Below are 18,266 nucleotides of genomic sequence, written 5' to 3'. Positions count from 1 at the left end.
CGGCACGTGCCGGAGGTTCTATGCGGGGCTTACTTACCGGGGATCTGGAAATTAAAGACTCCGGTATCAAAACGGTTGTAAGCCTCGTAATCAACGAGATCGTACAAACGCGCACGGGTCAGCATGCTTCCAACCTGTGCCTCCTGGGTTCCGTCGGCCTTAATCGATTCCAGAGTACGCTCCGCAGCGCCCATGGCACTACGGAGCAGCGTCACCGGATAAATGACCATATTGACGCCGACGCCGGCCAGCTCCTCCACGGTGAACAAGGCACTCTGGCCGAATTCGGTCATGTTGGCCAGGATCGGGACATCAACGGCATCGCGGATGGCCTGGAATTCGGCCAGGTCCTTCATCGCCTCCGGGAAGATCGCGTCCGCACCGGCCTCCACTAGCGCTTTGGCGCGCTCCTGGGCGGCCTCGAGCCCGTCCGTGGCGCGGATGTCGGTCCGGGCCATGATCAGGAAGTTCGGGTCGCGGCGGGCATCGGCCGCGGCCCGGATCCGCTTGGTGGCGGTCTCCAGATCCACGACGTTCTTCCCGTCGAGGTGGCCGCAGCGCTTGGGGTTGAACTGGTCCTCGATGTGGCAGCCGGCCAGGCCGGCGTTCTCGAGCTCCTGGACCGACCGGGCCACGTTCATGGGCTCACCGAAGCCGGTGTCGGCGTCGACGATCGCCGGCAGGTCCGTCATCCGGGCGATCTGCCCGGCGCGGGTGGCCACCTCCGTGAGCGTGGTCAGCCCGATGTCCGGCAGGCCCAGGTCATTGGCGAGGACGGCGCCGGAAATGTACACCCCGGCGAAGCCCTTCTCCTCGATCAGCCGCGCCGAGAGCGGGTTGAACGCGCCGGGGAACTGGGCGATGGTGCCGGAGGCGAGGATTTCGCGGAACCGGATCCGCTTCTGCTCCGGTGTGACCTTCGAATACAACATTAGAAGAGTCCCTTCGGGGCGCCGGCGAGGTCGATCACGCCGTCGGCGGCCTGGATGTTCAGCTGGTCCAGCTCGCCGGCGGCGAGCTCGGGGAGCCGGGCGGCGGCGGCGAGGAAGCGCTCGATCTCCTCATCGGCCACCAGGCCGGCGGCGAGGATGCGGAACTTGTTGACGTACTGCTCCCGGGCGAAGGGCCGGGCGCCCAGCGGGTGGGCATCGGCGACCGCGATGTCATCGGTGATGACCGTGCCGTCCTTGAGCGTGATCTCCACGGTGCCGCCGAAGGCCTTCTCGGCGATGTCCAGGGAGTGGTAGCGGCGGGTCCATTCCGGGTCCTCGACCGTGCTGACCTTGTGCCAGAGTTCCACGGTGTCGGGGCGGGCAGCGCGTTCCGGGGCGTAGGAGTCCACGTGGTGCCAGGTGCCGTCCTGCAGGGCGACGGTGAAAATGTACGGGATCGAGTGGTCCAGCGTCTCGCGGCTGGCCGTGGGATCATACTTCTGCGGGTCGTTGGCGCCGGAGCCGATCACGTAGTGGGTGTGGTGGCTGGTCTTGATCAGCACGGATTCGACGTTGGCCGGGTCCGTGACCTCGGGGTGTTCGCCGTTGAGCTTGCGGGCGAGGTCGATCCACGCCTGGGCCTGGTATTCGGCCGAGTGTTCCTTGGTGTACGTGTCCATGATGGCCCGCTTGGCCTCGCCGGCCTCCGGCAGCGGCACGGTGTAGGAGGCGTCCGGGCCGTCCAGCATCCAGGCGATCACGCCGTCTTCGCCCTCGTAGATCGGCACGGGGGAGGTCTGGCCGCGCATCGCACGGTCCGCGGATTCGACGGCCATCTTGCCGGCGAACGCGGGGGCGTGCGCCTTCCAAGTGGAGATTTCGCCCTTGCGGGACTGCCGGGTGGCGGTGGTGGTGTGCAGCGCCTGGCCGACCGACTGGAAGATGGTCTCGACGTCGAGGCCCAGCAGGGTGCCGATGCCGGCGGCGGCGGACGGGCCGAGGTGGGCCACGTGGTCGATCTTGTGCTTGTGCAGGCAGATGGCCTTGACCAGGTTGACCTGGATCTCGTAGCCGGTGGCGATGCCGCGGACCAGGTCCCGGCCGCTGGAACCTACGTGCTGGGCGACGGCCAGGACCGGGGGGATGTTGTCACCCGGGTGCGAGTAGTCCGCGGCCAGGAAGGTGTCGTGGTAGTCGAGTTCACGGACCGCGACGCCGTTGGCCCAGGCGGCCCATTCGGGGGAGACGCGTTCCTCGATGCCGAAGACCTTGGCGCCCTTGCCGCCGGTGCTGGGGCCGTGGGTGAGGGCCTGGGCCCGGGCCGCGACGATCGGGGCGCGGTTCAGCGACGCGACCGCCACCGAGGCGTTGTCGATGATCCGGTTGATCACCATGTCGGTGACCTCATCGGTGACCTCCACGGGATCCGCGGCGACCTTGGCGATCTTGTAGGCCAGTTGGTCCTCGCGGCCCAGGTTTTCCTCGCTCTTGTAAACGCGGACGTGGTGTTCCTTAACCATGGTGCTCCCTTTGCTGAGGTGTATGGGTGGCTTTGACGTGCGAAAGACTGCGGTGCAGGTGAAGCGTGGTGGCGGCCTCGGCCAGGCGCGGGTTGCCGGCGGCGATCGCCTCGGCGATGGCAGCGTGCTCGGCGGCCGCGGCAGTGAGCCGGGCGGCGTCATCGGCGGCCAGGCGGCGGACGCGCACGAGGTGGACGCGGAGGCTGCGCATGGCCTGGACGAGGTAGGCGTTGGAGATGGCGGCGTCGATGGCCGCGTCCAGCCGTCCGACCAGCCCGTAGTAGTCGTGCAGGGCCGGATCCTGTCCGCCGATCAGTTCCGGGGCCCGGAGCAGTTCGCGCCGCAACGCATCGAAGGTTGCGGGGTCGCCGCGCTCGGCCGCCAGGGCGGCGGCCCTGCCCTCGAGGGTTTCGCGCAGTTCGAACAGTTCGTCGATGTCGTCCAGGGAAATGTCGGTGACGACGACGCCGCGCCCGCCCGCCGTCGTCGTCAGCCCTTCGGCCGTGAGCCGGCTCAGGGCCTCCCGCAGCGGGGTGCGGGAGATGCCGAGGCGCGCCGACTGTTCCACCTCCGCGAGCACGGTTCCGGGCAGGAGGCGCCATTCGATGATGTCGTCGCGCAGGGCCGCATAGGCCTTGTCGCTGGCGCGCATCGTGCCTCCTTCGGTGGCGGCTCTGTCGGGGTGGAACATCATCAGTGTATACAAGCAACGGCCCTTTGCCCAGCAATTGCCGCATGCGACAAGGAAATAGCCGAGCTGTGTATACATGACCCTTGTATCGCCGGTACGCCCCGGCTTACCATGGCTGCATCACAACGTCGTGGACAGGATGTACGTCATGGTCACCAAGAGCTACCGGGCCGCCTACGAACGGAGCCTGGAACATCCCGCAGAATTCTGGCTGGACGCAGCGGAAGGGATCTCCTGGCAGACGCCCCCGCGGCGGGCCCTCGACGCGGGCCGGGCACCGCTCTACGACTGGTTTCCGGACGGGGTCCTGAACACGTCGTACAACGCCCTCGACCGGCACGTCGCCCAGGGCAGGGGTGAGCAGGACGCCCTGGTCTACGACTCCGCGATGTTGGGCATCCGGCAGAGTTATACCTATGCGGAACTGACGGACCTCGTGGCCCGGTTCGCCGGTGTCCTGCGCCGCAGCGGCGTCGGCAAGGGCGACCGCGTGGTGATTTACATGCCGATGATCCCCGAGGCCGTGATCGCGATGCTGGCCACCGCGCGGCTCGGCGCCGTGCACTCGGTCGTCTTCGGCGGGTTTGCCCCCAAGGAACTTGCCGCCCGCATCCGCGATGCAGCCCCCGCGGCGGTGGTGACGGCGTCCGGCGGCATCGAGCCGTCGCGCCGGATTGAGTACCTGCCCGCCGTCGCCGAGGCCCTCAGTATCGCCGGCGCCGCCGGAACCCCGGTGCTGGTCAAGGCCAGGGACGGCTTCGTCTCGACGGTGGCCTCCATGGCGGCCGAGCACCCCGGATGGCTCGACTGGGACACCGAGATGGCCTCCGCGGAGGCGGCCGCGCCGGTGGACGTCAAGGCGACGGACCCGCTGTACATCCTCTACACCTCGGGCACCACCGGCTCGCCCAAGGGCGTGGTGCGGGACAACGGCGGCCACGCCGTGGCCCTGAAATGGACCATGGAAAACCTCTACGACGTCGGCCCCGGCGACGTCATGTGGACCGCCTCGGATGTGGGCTGGGTGGTGGGCCACTCCTACATCGTCTATGGGCCGCTGCTGGCCGGCGCCACCACGGTGCTGTACGAAGGCAAGCCGGTGGGGACGCCCGACGCCGGCGCGTTCTGGCGGGTCATCCAGGACCACAAGGTCAACGTGCTGTTCACCGCGCCCACCGCGCTGCGGGCCATCCGCAAGGCCGACCCTGAGGGCCGGTTCCTGGACAAGTACGACATTGCCAGCCTGCGGACGCTGTTCGCGGCCGGCGAGCGGCTGGACACCGATACCTTCCACTGGGCCTCCCGGGTGCTCGGTGTTCCGGTGGTCGACCACTGGTGGCAGACGGAGACGGGCTGGGCCATCTGCGCCAACCCCCGCGGCCTCGGCGGACTGCCGATCAAGGCCGGGTCGCCGAGCGTCCCGATGCCCGGCTTCCGGCTCAACGTCGTCGACGGCGCGGGCGGGGACGTCGAGGCCGGCACGGAAGGCAACATCGTCCTGGGCCTGCCGCTGCCGCCTGGCACCCTGACCACGCTCTGGCGCAACGACGACCGCTACATCTCCTCCTACCTCCAGGCGTTTGAGGGCTACTACGCCACCGGTGACTCGGGCTACCGGGACGAGGACGGCTACGTCTTCGTCATGGGCCGCACGGATGACATCATCAACGTCGCCGGACACCGGCTCTCCACCGGCGCCATGGAACAGGTGATCGGCCAGCACCCGGCAGTTGCCGAATGCGCCGTGATCGGCCTCGCCGACCCGCTCAAGGGCCAGCGGCCCAGCGGCTACGTGGTCCTCAAGTCCGGGGTGGACGTGCCCGAGGACGTCCTGGTCAAGGACCTGATCGCCCTGGTCCGGCGCGACATCGGGGCCGTGGCGGACTTCAAGCACGTCACCGTGGTGGACGCCCTGCCGAAGACCCGTTCGGGAAAGATCCTGCGCAAGACCATGCGCCAGATCGCCGACGGCGAGACCTACGTGGTGCCCTCCACGATCGAGGACGCCGGCGTGATCGACGCGCTGCTCGACACCCTGCGCCCCGGCCCTGCGGAGTGACCGGAGCAGCCTTGTGGTCTAGTGATAGTCGCCGGCCCGTTCGCGGGCGATTTCCAACAGGGTGGAGTGGAAAGCCACCTCGGCCGGGGCATAGACCTTATCCTCCCGCTGAGCCAGCAGTATCCTCCGCAGCGGGGCAGCGGAACCCAGGCTCAGCACCTTCACGTCGGGATGCTGAAGTGCCACGGCGGTCTTGGGCACCATGGCCACGCCCATTCCAACGCTGACCATGGCCTGGGCCTCCTGGTAGTCGTTGGCCAGGAAGGCAATCTCCGGTTCGAATCCGGCGTCGTGAGCGGAACGCTGCAGCACCTCCACGACGGGGTGGGCCTCGGCGCGCACGATCCAGGACTCGTTGCGCAGGTCTTCCATGCGTACCTGCTCCCGGTCGGCGAGTGGATGGCTGCGGGCCACCAGGATAACGGTGCTCTCCCGGAAGACCTCGGTTACGCGGATGGAATCGTCCCGGAACGGATTCCAGGGGTAATCCCAGAGCAGGCACAGACCCGTGACCCCGGACTGCAGATCTGCGACGAGTTCATCGAAGCGGGCGCTGCGCAAAGAGAGGCTGATGGCCGGGTAGCGCTTTTTAAAGGTCCTGATGACGATGGGCAGGAAGGATCCGGCCAGGGTTGGGAATGTACCCACGGTCAGGGAACCGCGTCTGAGGCCGGCAATCTGGCCAAGGTCGGACCGGGCTGCCTGCATCTGCCAGACGATCTTGCGGGCGTGGCCGGCCAGAACCTGGCCGGCCTCGGTGGGCACCACCCCGCGGGAACGACGGGTGAGCAGAGGCTGCCCCACTTCCTGTTCGAGCTTGCGCAGCTGCTGGGAGACGGCCGAGGGCGTGTACATCATCAACTCGGCCGCGGCGGTGATCGAGCCCTGCTCCACCACCTCCAGCAGAAGCGCCAGCCGCCTTATGTCGAACAAATCCTGACCTTCGTCCTTAAGCAACGCTTCACCCTTCTTCGCCTTTGGTTCATTCCCTGCCGGGACGAGGCCTCCCTTGAGGACTTCGAGCACTATTCCTGGCAATGGACGCTTTGCAGCTGGGGAATAATCCTCCAGCGCTCTATGAGTTAAGCAATCCTACATCCCCCTGAAAAAATCCAACATTGTCTAAAATTGTGATCTGGCTCAATCTCTTTTCAGGTCCTCATTCAAGTCTGAGGCACGAGGAGAAGCGGGAAACACCATGAAGATCGAAGCCCAATGGATGCGCGGAGGCACCAGCAAGTGCTGGGTGTTCGAAGCGGAGCATCTTCAGGCGGCCGGCACCAGCCTCGATGTGCTGCTGCCGCGGCTGTTCGGCAGCCCGGACCCGCGCCAGATCGACGGCGTCGGCGGCGCCACCTCGACCACCAGCAAGGCCGTGATTCTGCACCGGCCCGTCAGCGGCGACGTCGACGTTGAGTACACCTTTGCCCAGGTGGGTGTCGAAGAGGCCGCGGTGGACTGGGGCAGCAACTGCGGGAACGGCTCGGCGGTGGTGGGTCTGTACGCCATCGAGAAGGGCTGGGTGCTCCCCAATGGAGACGTCACGCGGATCGTCACCCGCAACACCAACACCAACCAAATCATCGTCCAGCGCGTGGCCACCCCTGCCGGAGCCCTGGCCTCCGTTCCGGACGCCCGGATGCCAGGCGTACCCTTCCCCGGCTACGCTGTGAGGCTCGGCTTCCAGGACCCTGCCGGCAGGACCACCGGTGCGCTGCTGCCCACCGGAGCGGCCACTGACACCCTCACCGCCGGCGGAACCTGCTGGACCGTGTCGATGGTCGACGCCGGAGCGCCCGTGGTGATCGTCAACGCCGAAGAGCTGGGCCTGGACCCGGCCAGGTACGACAGCTGGCGCGCCGGAGTGGAGCTGCAGCTGGATACCCTGGAGCAGATCCGGCGGCAGGCGGCGGTGCGGATGGGGCTGGTCCGCACGACAGCCGAAGCGGCCCGGGCCATCCCCAAGCTCGCCATCGTCGCCGCGCCCGCCCAGGCCGGCCCGGACTGCAACGCCAACGTCATGATGCTCTCCATGGGCAAGCCCCACCCGGCCCTGGCCATCACCGGCAGCATCGCCCTGACCCTGGCCGCCCGCACCCCCGGCACCGTGCTGCACACCATCACGGGCGACTCCCTGGGGAGCACGCTCCGGCTCCGCACCCCCGCCGGGGTCATCGAGACCTGGAGCGAGGAGCACGACGGGACGCTCCTCGTAGGCGTCGACCGCACGGCCCGCACCATCGCCACAACCATCATCCATCTCCCCGAGGTCCCCGGCAGCGCCGTCGCTGCCTCCCTCGCGGGAGCCACCCGCTGAGGAGACCATCATGACCAAGACTGAGCACCGCACCGCTGTCGCTGCGGACCAGACCCGGGACAACGATGCCCCGCGTCCAACCCGCCGCCGCCGAATGCTGCTGGCGGCGGCCGCCGGGTTCGCGTTCCTGGCTTTGATTGCGCTCGTGCTGGGGGGTGATATCTTCAACCCTTCGGCCACCCCGCAACCGGAGCACTCCATGACCGCTGTCCAAATCATCCCGCTCGTCATCCTCGTCATAATGTTCATCGTCGCCACGAAATGGCCGCTGAACATCGGCGTGATGGGGCTGGTTGCCTCCTTCGGCGTCGGCTATTTCATGCTCGGAATGACGGACAAGCAGATCCTCGAAGAGTTCCCCGCCAGCATCGTCGTGACGATCATCGGAGTCACCTATTTCTTCAGCATGGCCCAGCGGAACGGCACCATCGACATCATCGTCCAGACCTGCGTACGCCTCGTCAGGGGCAAGACGATGCTGCTGCCCTGGGTGTTCTTCCTGATCGCTGCTGCGCTCACGTCACTGGGCACCTTCTCGCCGGCCGCCGTCGCGCTGCTGGCACCGGCGGCCATCGGATTCGCCTACGAGTCCCGGATCCATCCCGTCTTGATGGGCGCATTCATCATCAACGGAGCCCACGCCGGCGGCTTTTCCCCGCTGTCCGTCGCCGGCGTGCTGGTGCACGACATCGCCCTGAAGAACGGATTTCCCATCTCCCAGGGCGCACTCTTCATCGCCAGCTTCGCCATCAATCTCATCCTCTCCGTGCTCACCATCGTCCTGTTCGCCCTCCTGGGCAGGCTGCGGGACGGCGAAGGCGGCCAGCATGCCGACGTCGACACAGCCCGCACCAGCCGCCCTCGCGGGCAGCAGATCCTCACGCTGGCACTGATCGCGGTGATGCTCGTGTGCACCCTGGGCTTCCACCTGCCGATCGGCTTTGTGGCACTCTCCGCCGGACTCCTGCTGGCGCTGGTCAACATCAAAGAACACCAAACGTTCATCGGCGGCGTCTCCTGGTCCACCGTCCTGCTGGTAGCCGGCATGATCACCTATGTCTCCCTGCTCCAGCATGTTGGTGTCATCGATACCCTCGCCGAGCAGGCTCTGGCACTGGGCGCACCGCTGCTGGTGGCCCTGGTCCTCTGTTATGTCATTGGCGTCGGCTCAGCCTTCGCCTCCTCCACGGCGTTGCTGACCGCGTTCATTCCCCTGGCCGGTCCGCTCCTGGCTACCAGTTCGCTGAGCGCCTCAGGAACGGTCGCGGCGCTGGCTATAGCTGCCACGGTGGTGGATGTCTCGCCCTTTTCCACCGACGGTGCGCTGGTCGTCGCCAACGCCCGCGACAATGACAGGCAGCGAGTCTACCGGCAGCTGATGGCCTATGCCGGGGGAGTGGTGCTCGTAGCCCCCGCCCTCGCCTGGGTCCTGCTGGTTCCCACCGGCATCATGTAACCGCACGGCCACCGGCGACGCGGCTACCGATAGCCGGGACGACCTCGCCGCCTTGAATGAAGTCTTTGGTTGCGGCGAGTAACCACGAAGAAGGCCCGGACACACAGAGTCCGCCGGCACCAGACCGCAGTGGGGCGGCGAATGATGATCACCCGGATCATCGCCTATTCGCAACGCGCGCCGCCCCACTGCCCTGACAATTCAACAGCGGCCGCATGGCACCAAGCATTCCCGATCATCCCCGCCGCAAGGAAACCGCCGGGACGGCATTTCGCGGCAGTGTTTCCCGGGATTACCGGCAAGTGAGTGACGGGAACGGGGGAGCGGCAGGCCTATGTCCTCGGCCGGTTCCAGCGGTATTCATTCTCCGGCCGGCCGGGGGCGCCGTAGCGGGCGGCGCGGGAGACCGTTCCGGCGTCGGCGAGGTATTCGAGGTAGCGCCGGGCGGTGACCCGGGACATCCCGAGCGCCTCCATGACCTCGCTGGCCGACACCGCCTCGGCCTGCTGCTTGATGTAGTCCTGGACGGATTCCAGCGTGGATACGGCCAGGCCCTTGGGCAGCGACAGCTCGGACGGGGCACGGAGGCTGGCGAAGGCCTGGTCCACATCGCTCTGGGACGCCCGGGCTCCGGCTTCCCCGGCCAGGGGTGCGGCCAGCTGCTCGCGGAACAGCCGGTAGCTGGCGAGCTTGTCCGCAAAGGTCGCGTAGGTGAACGGTTTGATCAGGTACTGGACCACGCCGATGGCCACCGCGCTGCGGACAATGTTCAGTTCCCGCACCGCGGTGATGGCGATGATGTCCGCGAACAGTCCGGCCGCCCGCATGCGGCGTGCGATGTCCAGCCCGTGCAGGTCCGGGAGGTTCATGTCCAGCAGGACCAGCTCCACCGGATTGCCTGCCGCGGCGAATTCGGTGAGCAGGCGCAGGGCGGACTGGCCGTCGGGCGCGGAGCCCGCCAGGGTGAAACCGTCCAGTCTTTCTATGTAGGCGGCGTGCGCTGCGGCAGCGATGGGCTCGTCCTCGACGACGAGCACCCGGATCTCGCTCATGGTTGTCCCTCGGTAGTGACCGGCAGCGTAGTGACCGGCGGTGATGTGACGGGCAGAGTGACGCGGAACAGCGCCCCGGCCGGGCTGGTGATTGTCATGGTACCGCCCAGCCGCTGCACCGCCTGGCGCACCAGGGCCAGTCCGAGGCCGCGTCCGAACGGTCCCGGGGCCTTGGTGCTGAAACCGTGCCGGAAGACGTCCTCCACGGCCGCGGGATCGATCCCGTGGCCGCTGTCCTCCACGGTAATCTCCAGGGCGGAGCCGGTGGTCTCGACGGTCAGCTCCACGAGCCTGGGTGCCGGCGCCTCGGCCGCGGCGTCGATGGCATTGTCCAGCAGGTTCCCCAGGATGGCCACGAGGTCCTGCACGGCCAGTCCGGTCACGGCCGTGGAACCGCTGGTATTGAGGGTCAGTTCTACACCGCGTTCGTGTGCTTCGGCCGCCTTGCCCATGATCAGGGCGCCGAGCACGGGTTCCTCGATGGAGCTCACAATGTCATCCGTGAGCCGCTGGCTCAGTTCCAGGTCCTTGGTGGCGAAGTCCAGCGCCTCGGGGCCCCGGCCCAGTTCCATGAGCGAGACGATGGTGTGGAGCCGGTTGGCGTGCTCATGGGTCTGGGCGCGGAGCGCGTCCGAGAGCGTGCGCATGGTCTCGAGTTCACTGCCCAGGGATTCGATCTCGGTACGGTCCCGGATGGTGGCGACCGTTCCATAAACAGGAGTGCCAGCGGCGGCAGCGCCGGACTTCGCTCCGCGCGGGCGGGCGCCGGCCGATTCGGGTCCCACCGCGGGGCCCTGGTTGACCACCAGGATCCGCGAGCCGGTCAGGTGGATCTCATCCAGGGCGGTCCGCCCCGATTCGAAGAGCTCCTTGAGGCTGGGGGCCAGCGGCAACTCCGCGAGGGAGGGCGCCGCCTGGCGCCCGCCCCCCGCAACGCCGCCGTCAGCGCCGGAGGTGGGACCGCCGTCGGCGGATTGTTTCCTCAGCCCGAGCAGTTCGGCGGCCTGGTCGTTGTACATCACCACTTTGCCCTTGGGGTCGATGAGGATCACGCCCTCACGCACCGAATGCAGCACCGATTCGTAGTAAGCGAAGAGCTGGCCCAGCTCTTCCGGGCCCCAGCCGCGGGTCACCCGGCGCAGATACCGTCCCAGGAGCCAGGCCGCCGCCGACCCGCCGGCCAGCAGCGCCAGGCTGATGGCCAGCAGCGCCGGCAGCCGGCCGGAGAGTGCGACGTCCACCGTCCGGACCGTCACGCCCGCGGCCACGAGCGCCCGTACCTTGCCGTGGGCATCCTTGACCGGGGCGATGGTGCGCACCGACGGGCCGAGGGTGCCGGCCATGACTTCCGTGAACACCTGGCCATGGAGGGCCGCGTCGATGGAGCCGATATACGGTTTGCCCAGTTCCTCATCGCGCGGGTGGGTCCAGCGCGTGCGGTCCGGGTCCATGATCGTGATGAAATCCGCGTCGGCGTCGTTCATGATCTTCAGGGCATACGGCTGCAGCAGGGCCGTGGGATCGGCTGTGTCCGCCGCCGCCAGGACGAAGGGGGCGTCGGCGACGGCCGTGGCGATGCCGGTCATCCGGCGTCCGGCCTCGTCGTAGGCGTGATCGCGCGCGTCCACGAACACGGCCGTGCCAACGATGGCCGTCAGGGCAACCACGAACAGCAGGTTGGCCGCAAACAGCCTGCGGGCGATGCTCCAGCGCCGGATCATCAACACCTTCCATGACCAATATGAACGCAAGGGTGATGCGCGTCACCTTCTCATCAATGATGAAGTTACACGCAAGAAGGACAAGAGCGGACCACAGCCAGGACCGCACCAAGTCCAGCCTATCCAAGGAGAACACCATGGCCTCTCAACGAGGAGAGTCAGCAGCACCGGCCGCCGCTCCGGCCAAGAAGCGCAAGGGACTGGACAAGTCCCACTACCTCTACATCGCAGTCATCGTCGCCGTGATCGCAGGTGCCGTTATTGGCCTGCTGTTCCCCGAGGTCGGCAAATCCCTCAAGCCGCTCGGCGACGGCTTCATCAAACTCATCAAGATGATGATTGCGCCCGTGATCTTCTGCACGATCGTGCTCGGCATCGGCTCCATCGCCAAGGCCGCGACGGTCGGCAAGGTCGGCGGCCTGGCGCTCGCCTACTTTGTGGTCATGTCCACCTTCGCCCTGGCGATCGGCCTCGTGGTCGGCAACCTGATCCACCCGGGCGAGGGCCTCAAGCTCGCCCCCTATGATCCGAACAAGAAGGCGGCGGTCGACAGCACCGTTGACTTCCTGCTGGGCATCATCCCGGGCGACATTCCCGTGTTGCCGACTCTCCTCGCCGCGATCCTGGTCGGCTTCGCGCTGCAGAAGATGGGCCCCCAGGGAGCCCCGATCCTCAAGGCCGTCGGGTACGGCCAGGCCCTCGTGTTCCGCATCCTCATCATGATCATGTGGCTGGCCCCGGTCGGAGCCTTCGGCGCGATCGCCGCGGTGGTCGGCGCCACCGGCTTCCAGGCCATCATCAGCATGGCGACCCTGATGGGCGCCTTCTACATCACCTGCGCCCTGTTCATCGTCGTGGTCCTCGGCGGTTTGCTCAAGGCGGTCGCAGGCGTCAGCATCTTCAAGCTTATGAAGTACCTCGGCCGCGAATACCTGCTGATCTTCTCGACCTCCTCCTCCGAAGCCGCGCTGCCCCGCCTGATCGCGAAGATGGAACACCTCGGCGTGTCCAAGCCCGTCGTCGGCGTCACGGTCCCCACCGGCTACTCCTTCAACCTGGACGGGACCGCCATCTACCTGACCATGGCAGCACTCTTCGTCGCCAACGCCATGGGCACGCCGCTGGACCTTGGCGCCCAGGTTTCCCTGCTGGTCTTCATGATCATCGCCTCCAAGGGTGCCGCCGGCGTCACCGGCGCCGGCCTGGCCACGCTGGCCGCCGGACTCCAGGCGCACGCACCCCAGCTGTTGGGCGGCGTGGGCATGATCGTCGGCATCGACCGGTTCATGTCCGAGGCGCGCGCCCTGACCAACTTCACCGGCAACGCCGTCGCCACGGTGCTGATCGGCACCTGGGTCAAGGAGATCGACGGAGGACGCGTGGACCGTGTCCTGGCCGGTGCCGAGCCGTTCGACGAAGAGACGATGCTGGCCGGCCACTCCGGCGCACAGGATGCCGCCGAACAGCCCGCACAGCCGGCACAACCGGTCCTGGCACACGCCTGAACCGACGCCTGCACCGTCCTGACCCGCGCCGGAACCGGTCCGGCGCCGCACCCCGGCCCTAAACTGACCGGACGCACTACCGCTCGATGACGCCCCAAGCGCCCGGCAGCCCAGCTGCCGGGCGCTTGGGCGTTCGGTTCAGCCCTCGTCGGCGCCGAAGGGGGTGACCACGGTGCGGCGGGGCGTCCCGGCGTCGTCGTAGTTCAGGGTGCTGACGCGTACGCCGTACAGCGCCGAAAGCTGCGCATCGGCGAGGAGCGGCCCGGCAGGCCCGGTCACCACACCCGCGGCGCCCATCAGGACCACCGAGTCCGCGAGGAACAGGGCGTGGTCCGGGTGATGGGTGCTCACGAGCAGCGACATCCCGGTCCGCACGAGTTCCCTCAGCAGCTGGAGGACCCGGACCTGGTTCTTCAGGTCCAGCCCGGTGGACGGCTCGTCCAGGACGAGGAGCCGCGAACCGCCCGCGATAGCCCGTGCAATCAGGACCAGCTGCTGCTCGCCCCCGCTCAGCGTCGGAAACAGCCGGCCGGCCAGGGCGGCGATCCCGACCCGGTCCATGGCGCGGAGCGCGGCGGCCCTGTCCCGGCTGCCGGGGGAGCGGAAGACGCCGATGTGGCGGGCACGGCCCATGACCACCATGTCCAGGGCCGGGTAGCCGAACGTGCTGCCGCGCGCCTGGGGAACATAGCCCGCCGTCTCGGACCTGCGCACCGCACCCTCCTGTACGGCCAGCATGCCGGCCGCGCAGCGCACCAGGGTCGTCTTGCCGCTGCCGTTGGGCCCCAGGACCGCGGTCACGGTGCCCGGCGGCACCGAGAAGCTGAGATCCTTGAACACCCAGTTCTGCGGTGAATAGCCGAAGCCGGCCCCGCGCAGCTCAAGCACCGTCCCAGATCCTCTCCCGGTTCCGGCGCAAGAGCACGAAGAAGACCGGTGCGCCGATCAGGGCGGTCAGGACGCCCAACGGGATTTCCCCGGCCGTGGCGGTGCGGGCGATGGTGTCGATGGCGATCAGGTAGGCCCCGCCCAGCAGGAAGGAGACCGGCAGCAGCACCCGGTGGTCCGGTCCCACCCACATGCGTGCGAGGTGCGGGATGACCAGCCCCACCCAGCTGATGACGCCGCTGACGGCGACGGCCCCGGCGACCATGAGGGCCACGGCGGCGAGGACCGCCCAGCGCAGGGGGCGCGGCCGGAGCCCCAGGGCGGTGGCGTCGTCGTCGCCGAGCGAGAGCACATTGATCCGCCACCGCAGGGCCAGCAGGACGACGCCGCCGGCAGCGATCGGAATGAGGGCCACCAGCACTTTCGCCCAGGTGGCGGTGGAGACACTGCCAAGCAGCCAGAAAACGATGGCGGGCAAGGTGGTGAACGGGTCCGCCAGGTACGTCACCAGGGCCACCAGGGCGGAGAAGAACGAGGCCGTGACGATTCCGCCGAGGACCACCATGAGGATGTGGGCGCCGCCCCGCCCGGACGTGATGAGGAAGACGATTCCCAGTGCCAGCAGCCCGAAGCCGAACGATCCGCCCACGAGGGCGACGGGGCCCAGGCCCAGCAGCAGGGCCAGGGCACCGCCGAAGGAGGCGCCCGAGGAGACGCCGATGACCTCCGGGCTGACCAGGGGATTGCGGAACACGGCCTGCAGGGCCGCGCCACCGATTGCGAGGGCGCCACCGACCAGCAGCGCCAGCAGGACCCTGGGCAACCTGACCAGCAGCACCACGTTTTCCTCGGCCGCGGGAAGGCCCGGGCCGAAGGGAACTATTCGCGAGGCCAGGATCTGCACGACATGGTCCAGGGGCACGCTGTAGCGGCCGCTGGCGAGTGCAACCGCCGACACGGCCGCCAGGACTGCTCCGGAGAGCAGGCATGGACCGATGACCTGGCGCAGCCCCGGTCCCCGGCCGCCGGGGGGTCCCGTGGTCAGAGGCTGGGCCTCACGAAGCATCGAACTGCCGGTAGTTGGCCGAGGTGCCGTTGGCTTCGGTCCAGAGGATCTTGTCCAGCTCGGGAGCCGATGGCCGGTAGCGGTAGAGGAAGTCGAAGTAGTCGTTTGTCTCGTTCCTCAGCGTGGAGCGGTTGCCGGAGGGGAAACTGACATCTGTGAGCCAGCGCCACATCAGTGGCGATTCCTGCCCCGGGGGATCCCAGCGGTAGCCGCCCAGCGGGACCTTGTAGACGCGGCGGGAGCGCACGGCGGAGACGCTTTGCCACACCGGGTTGGCGTAGACGTCGGCGGGCATCGCGTCGTCGAAGTTCCCGAGCAGGATGATTTCCGGATCCCAGGCCAGGACCTGTTCGACGTCCACGCCCACCATGCCCTTGCCCTGAAGGCCCTGCGGGCCGGTGGCGGGGTTGTGTGCCCCGATGAGCTTGATGTAGAAGTCGTTGTAGCTGCCGTTTCCGGCCACCTTGAGGCCGCCGCTGAACCTGTTGAAGTAGACGATGCCCGGGCCGCCGGTGCCGCGGGCGGCGGTCTCGGCCTGGATGGCCTTCTGTTGCCCGTCGCTGCGGGCCTTCATCTGCACGGCCCGGTCCGGGCGGCCCAGCATCGTTGCGAAGAGCGCGGTCCACGTGTCCACGTCCTGCTGCGTGCCGGTGTTCGTGATGCCCAGGACCTTCATCCCGGCCTGTTCCAACGGTGCCGTCAGTTGCGCATCGCTCCACTGGACCACGACGTCGGGGTTCAGCGCCCGGATGCTTTCGACATTGGGCGTGAAGTCGGTCGTGGCGATGTCGTGCGGGATGTTCAGGGCCTCCGGGTACATGGCGCCCATGGCGCCGTCGCGCATCGCGACCCAGGAGGCGTTGTGCATCCCGGCGAGATGGCTGGCGCCCTGGTCGACGGCGGCGAGCAGGGAGGCGGCGGGCATGGGAATGGTCACCACCCGGGTGACCGGGTGGTCGAAACTCAGGACGGTCCCGCGCTGGTCCGTCACCTGGATCCCGGCCGGGCCGGAGGCGGAACCCGGGGGCGCTGTACCGGCAGTCCCTGCCGGCGGCGTTGACTGCGGCGACGACTGTGGCGCCGTGCCGGCCGCGGCGCAGGATGCGAGGAACAGCGCCCCTCCGCCGTAGAGGGCCGCTGCCAGTACAGATCGTCGGTTGGCTTCGGGGATGCTCATCGGCCTACCTCCCGGGAAGGACCGCGCGCAACGGCCTTTCGCTCCGCGCCGGCCACAGCAATGGTCCCGGTGCGGCATTTCCTCACAGCATCCGCCGAATGCGCAGGGGTGTCAATGCCGGTCACGCCGGGCATTGTTCGCCGACGGGCGCCGGTGCTAGCCTCGCTGATATCCCCTGTGAAACGAGGCCACGGGATGGAAATCAACGGCGCCCAACTGTTTGTCCGCTACGCGTATCCGCCGAATTCGCGGGGCAGCTGCGGGCCGCCTGACAGCGACGCGCTGCTGCACTATGGCCAGTCCGGGGTGACCGACGCGGGCCTGCGCGAACTTGCGAAGGGGTTCGCCGGCGCCTGGCCGTACCTGGAGCTCATCGCCGGTGCCACCGGAATCCCGGACCCGCTGGACTACGCGGTGGTGGAGGCCTACTGGGTGGGAAACACGCTGCTGGACTCCGTGGGTGTGCGCAGCATCGGCAATTCCATGGAGGACCGGTTCCGCGCACGGACCGGGCATCAGTTCCCGCACCTGATGGAAGGGGTCCTGGCCGGCGGCGTCCCGCATCACAGCTTCCACGTCCTGGAAATCTATCCGTGGACGGGACTCCTGCGCGATGACCGGCGCTCATCCACGGCCCTGAACGTCCTTGACCAATGCCGCATCCGGTGGGGCGAGGTGGTGGCCGTCGAAGGGGACAGCGCCCTCGTGCGCTCGCGGCCCCTGGCGTGGGACGGGATGGCGCTGTCGCTGGGGGAACCCGTGATCGAGACGGCCAAGTACGCCGTGGCCGGGTCCGGCTTCATCGCTGACCTCACGCCCGGGGACATGGTGTCCCTCCACTGGGACTGGGTGTGCGACCGGCTCTCGCCCGCCCAGCTCCACCGGCTCCAGCACTACTTTGCGCGCCACCTCAAGATCGCGAATTCCGGCGTGGAGCACCGCGGCGCCGCGATCGCCCTCGAATAGCGGGCGCCTTGCAGTTCCTTCAGTGGCGAGTTCCTTCAGTGGGGGAGTCCAGCCAGTGGGGGAGTGAAAGCTACGGGACCGTGTCGGTGGGATCCGGGCCCCGTCCCATGAGCTCAAGTCCCGTCATCGCACGGTCGGCACCTTCCTGGTCCACGCGTTCCAGGGCGAAGCCCATGTGGATCAGCACCCACGTGCCGCTCTCCACAGGGCCGTCATCGAGGAGGCCAACGTTGATTTTGCGCTCCACTCCGGCCACATCCACGAGGGCGAGTTGCCCGTTGTAGCCGTCGATCACTTCGATGATCCGGCCCGGTATTCCCAGACACATCCGTGGTTCCTCCTCAGCCTGCTTCATCCGGAGCCGCGCTCGCGGGCGCTGCATCTGCGTTCGTGATGCGGGCTGTGACCAGGGTGCGGACTGCTTCCACGGCTGCCGGAACGGCGCGGGACACGTCCTCGGACAGTCCCATGCCCTCGTCCGTTCGCCCCGCGACGCAGCCCACCAGGTAGGTCTCCGGCAGCGATCCGCCCAAAACACGCAGACGGCGGAGGACAGCCAGCGGGTCCATGCCATGCGGATCGAAAGCCGGATTGGCCCGCAGGCCGGCAGGCGTCAGCGGACCGCCGCTTTCCAGGTCCTCCACCCGGATCTTCAGGATCCGGAGCGTTCCCGCGCTTGTGCTCCCGTCGGCCGGGGCCGGGAGCACATCCACGAGCACCAGCGCATCCACCCCGTCCAGGAGATCGTAGGCGAGGTGCAGCCCGCGGATCCCGTAGTCCCGCACCTGGACCTCCTCCGGCGCCCAGCCGGGCAGGCCGGACACCTCCTCGGCCAGCCGGCGGGCGACGGCCGGCCCAAATCCGTCGTCGCGAAGGAACACGTTCCCCACGCCCGCCACGAGAACCCCGATCACAC

16 protein-coding genes are annotated in these 18,266 nt (G+C 68.0%); 5 read left to right on the top strand and 11 right to left on the bottom strand.

What is annotated here, in order from left to right:
* Nucleotides 1-29 precede the first annotated feature (29 nt).
* Genes prpB through AC1DRO_RS19865 form a run of 3 tightly spaced genes read right to left on the bottom strand, consistent with a single transcriptional unit; the run spans nucleotide 30 to nucleotide 3,104 of the window.
* The gene (prpB, locus tag AC1DRO_RS19875; protein WP_028277409.1) at nucleotides 30-932 is read right to left on the bottom strand and encodes a methylisocitrate lyase; all 903 of its coding nucleotides are present in this window, start codon (nucleotides 930-932) and stop codon (nucleotides 30-32) included.
* Nucleotides 932-2,452: an MmgE/PrpD family protein gene (locus AC1DRO_RS19870; RefSeq protein ID WP_476952135.1), complete on the bottom strand. Its 1,521-nt coding sequence runs from the start codon at nucleotides 2,450-2,452 to the stop codon at nucleotides 932-934. The genes prpB and AC1DRO_RS19870 overlap by 1 nt, the downstream gene beginning before the upstream one ends.
* Complete coding sequence (locus tag AC1DRO_RS19865; RefSeq protein WP_476952134.1) at nucleotides 2,445-3,104, bottom strand: GntR family transcriptional regulator; 660 nt, start codon at nucleotides 3,102-3,104, stop codon at nucleotides 2,445-2,447. Before AC1DRO_RS19865 ends, AC1DRO_RS19870 begins: the two co-directional genes overlap by 8 nt.
* A gap of 187 nt (nucleotides 3,105-3,291) precedes the next feature.
* On the opposite strand from AC1DRO_RS19865, the gene AC1DRO_RS19860 reads away from it, so the two are divergent.
* Nucleotides 3,292-5,202: an AMP-binding protein gene (locus AC1DRO_RS19860; RefSeq protein WP_476952148.1), complete on the top strand. Its 1,911-nt coding sequence runs from the start codon at nucleotides 3,292-3,294 to the stop codon at nucleotides 5,200-5,202.
* Between the two features lie 18 nt (nucleotides 5,203-5,220).
* Here AC1DRO_RS19860 and AC1DRO_RS19855 read toward each other — a convergent pair whose 3' ends face one another.
* Complete coding sequence (locus AC1DRO_RS19855; RefSeq protein ID WP_476952133.1) at nucleotides 5,221-6,159, bottom strand: LysR substrate-binding domain-containing protein; 939 nt, start codon at nucleotides 6,157-6,159, stop codon at nucleotides 5,221-5,223.
* A 241-nt stretch (nucleotides 6,160-6,400) separates the two neighbouring features.
* Here AC1DRO_RS19855 and AC1DRO_RS19850 point away from each other — a divergent pair, with 241 nt between their 5' ends.
* Nucleotides 6,401-7,519, top strand: coding sequence for a PrpF domain-containing protein (locus AC1DRO_RS19850; protein WP_476952132.1), 1,119 nt, complete (start codon nucleotides 6,401-6,403; stop codon nucleotides 7,517-7,519).
* Between the two features lie 10 nt (nucleotides 7,520-7,529).
* Entirely contained in the window at nucleotides 7,530-8,975 is a 1,446-nt protein-coding gene (locus tag AC1DRO_RS19845) for an SLC13 family permease (RefSeq protein ID WP_476952131.1), read from the top strand.
* Between the two features lie 332 nt (nucleotides 8,976-9,307).
* Here the strand turns inward: AC1DRO_RS19845 and AC1DRO_RS19840 are convergent, their stop codons facing one another.
* Nucleotides 9,308-10,027, bottom strand: coding sequence for a response regulator (locus AC1DRO_RS19840; RefSeq protein ID WP_476952130.1), 720 nt, complete (start codon nucleotides 10,025-10,027; stop codon nucleotides 9,308-9,310).
* Nucleotides 10,024-11,748 carry a sensor histidine kinase gene (locus AC1DRO_RS19835; RefSeq protein ID WP_476952129.1) on the bottom strand — a complete coding sequence of 575 codons (1,725 nt, stop codon included), beginning with the start codon at nucleotides 11,746-11,748 and terminating at the stop codon, nucleotides 10,024-10,026. Before AC1DRO_RS19835 ends, AC1DRO_RS19840 begins: the two co-directional genes overlap by 4 nt.
* 137 nt (nucleotides 11,749-11,885) lie before the next feature.
* Between AC1DRO_RS19835 and AC1DRO_RS19830 the strand changes: the two genes are divergently transcribed.
* A complete protein-coding gene (locus AC1DRO_RS19830) occupies nucleotides 11,886-13,253 on the top strand; it encodes a cation:dicarboxylate symporter family transporter (RefSeq protein ID WP_459384356.1) in 1,368 nt (455 codons plus the stop codon).
* Nucleotides 13,254-13,391: 138 nt separating this feature from the next.
* Here AC1DRO_RS19830 and AC1DRO_RS19825 read toward each other — a convergent pair whose 3' ends face one another.
* The 3 genes from AC1DRO_RS19825 to AC1DRO_RS19815 form a co-directional block, all read right to left on the bottom strand.
* The gene (locus AC1DRO_RS19825; protein WP_476952128.1) at nucleotides 13,392-14,141 is read right to left on the bottom strand and encodes an ABC transporter ATP-binding protein; all 750 of its coding nucleotides are present in this window, start codon (nucleotides 14,139-14,141) and stop codon (nucleotides 13,392-13,394) included.
* The gene (locus tag AC1DRO_RS19820; RefSeq protein WP_476952127.1) at nucleotides 14,134-15,099 is read right to left on the bottom strand and encodes a FecCD family ABC transporter permease; all 966 of its coding nucleotides are present in this window, start codon (nucleotides 15,097-15,099) and stop codon (nucleotides 14,134-14,136) included. The genes AC1DRO_RS19825 and AC1DRO_RS19820 overlap by 8 nt, the downstream gene beginning before the upstream one ends.
* 97 nt (nucleotides 15,100-15,196) lie before the next feature.
* Entirely contained in the window at nucleotides 15,197-16,384 is a 1,188-nt protein-coding gene (locus tag AC1DRO_RS19815) for an ABC transporter substrate-binding protein (RefSeq protein ID WP_476952126.1), read from the bottom strand.
* Between the two features lie 195 nt (nucleotides 16,385-16,579).
* On the opposite strand from AC1DRO_RS19815, the gene AC1DRO_RS19810 reads away from it, so the two are divergent.
* On the top strand, nucleotides 16,580-17,350 hold the full coding sequence (locus tag AC1DRO_RS19810; RefSeq protein WP_476952125.1) for a DUF6390 family protein: 771 nt from the start codon (nucleotides 16,580-16,582) through the stop codon (nucleotides 17,348-17,350).
* A 70-nt stretch (nucleotides 17,351-17,420) separates the two neighbouring features.
* Here the strand turns inward: AC1DRO_RS19810 and AC1DRO_RS19805 are convergent, their stop codons facing one another.
* Nucleotides 17,421-17,678, bottom strand: coding sequence for a HypC/HybG/HupF family hydrogenase formation chaperone (locus AC1DRO_RS19805; protein WP_476945388.1), 258 nt, complete (start codon nucleotides 17,676-17,678; stop codon nucleotides 17,421-17,423).
* Nucleotides 17,679-17,691: 13 nt separating this feature from the next.
* Nucleotides 17,692-18,264, bottom strand: a complete 573-nt coding sequence (locus tag AC1DRO_RS19800) for a hydrogenase maturation protease (protein ID WP_476952124.1) — start codon at nucleotides 18,262-18,264, stop codon at nucleotides 17,692-17,694.
* Between the last annotated feature and the right edge of the window lie 2 nt (nucleotides 18,265-18,266).

It is taken from the genome of Arthrobacter sp. P4_F11, from assembly GCF_056401395.1.
This window is presented reverse-complemented; position numbering and strand designations above follow the sequence as displayed.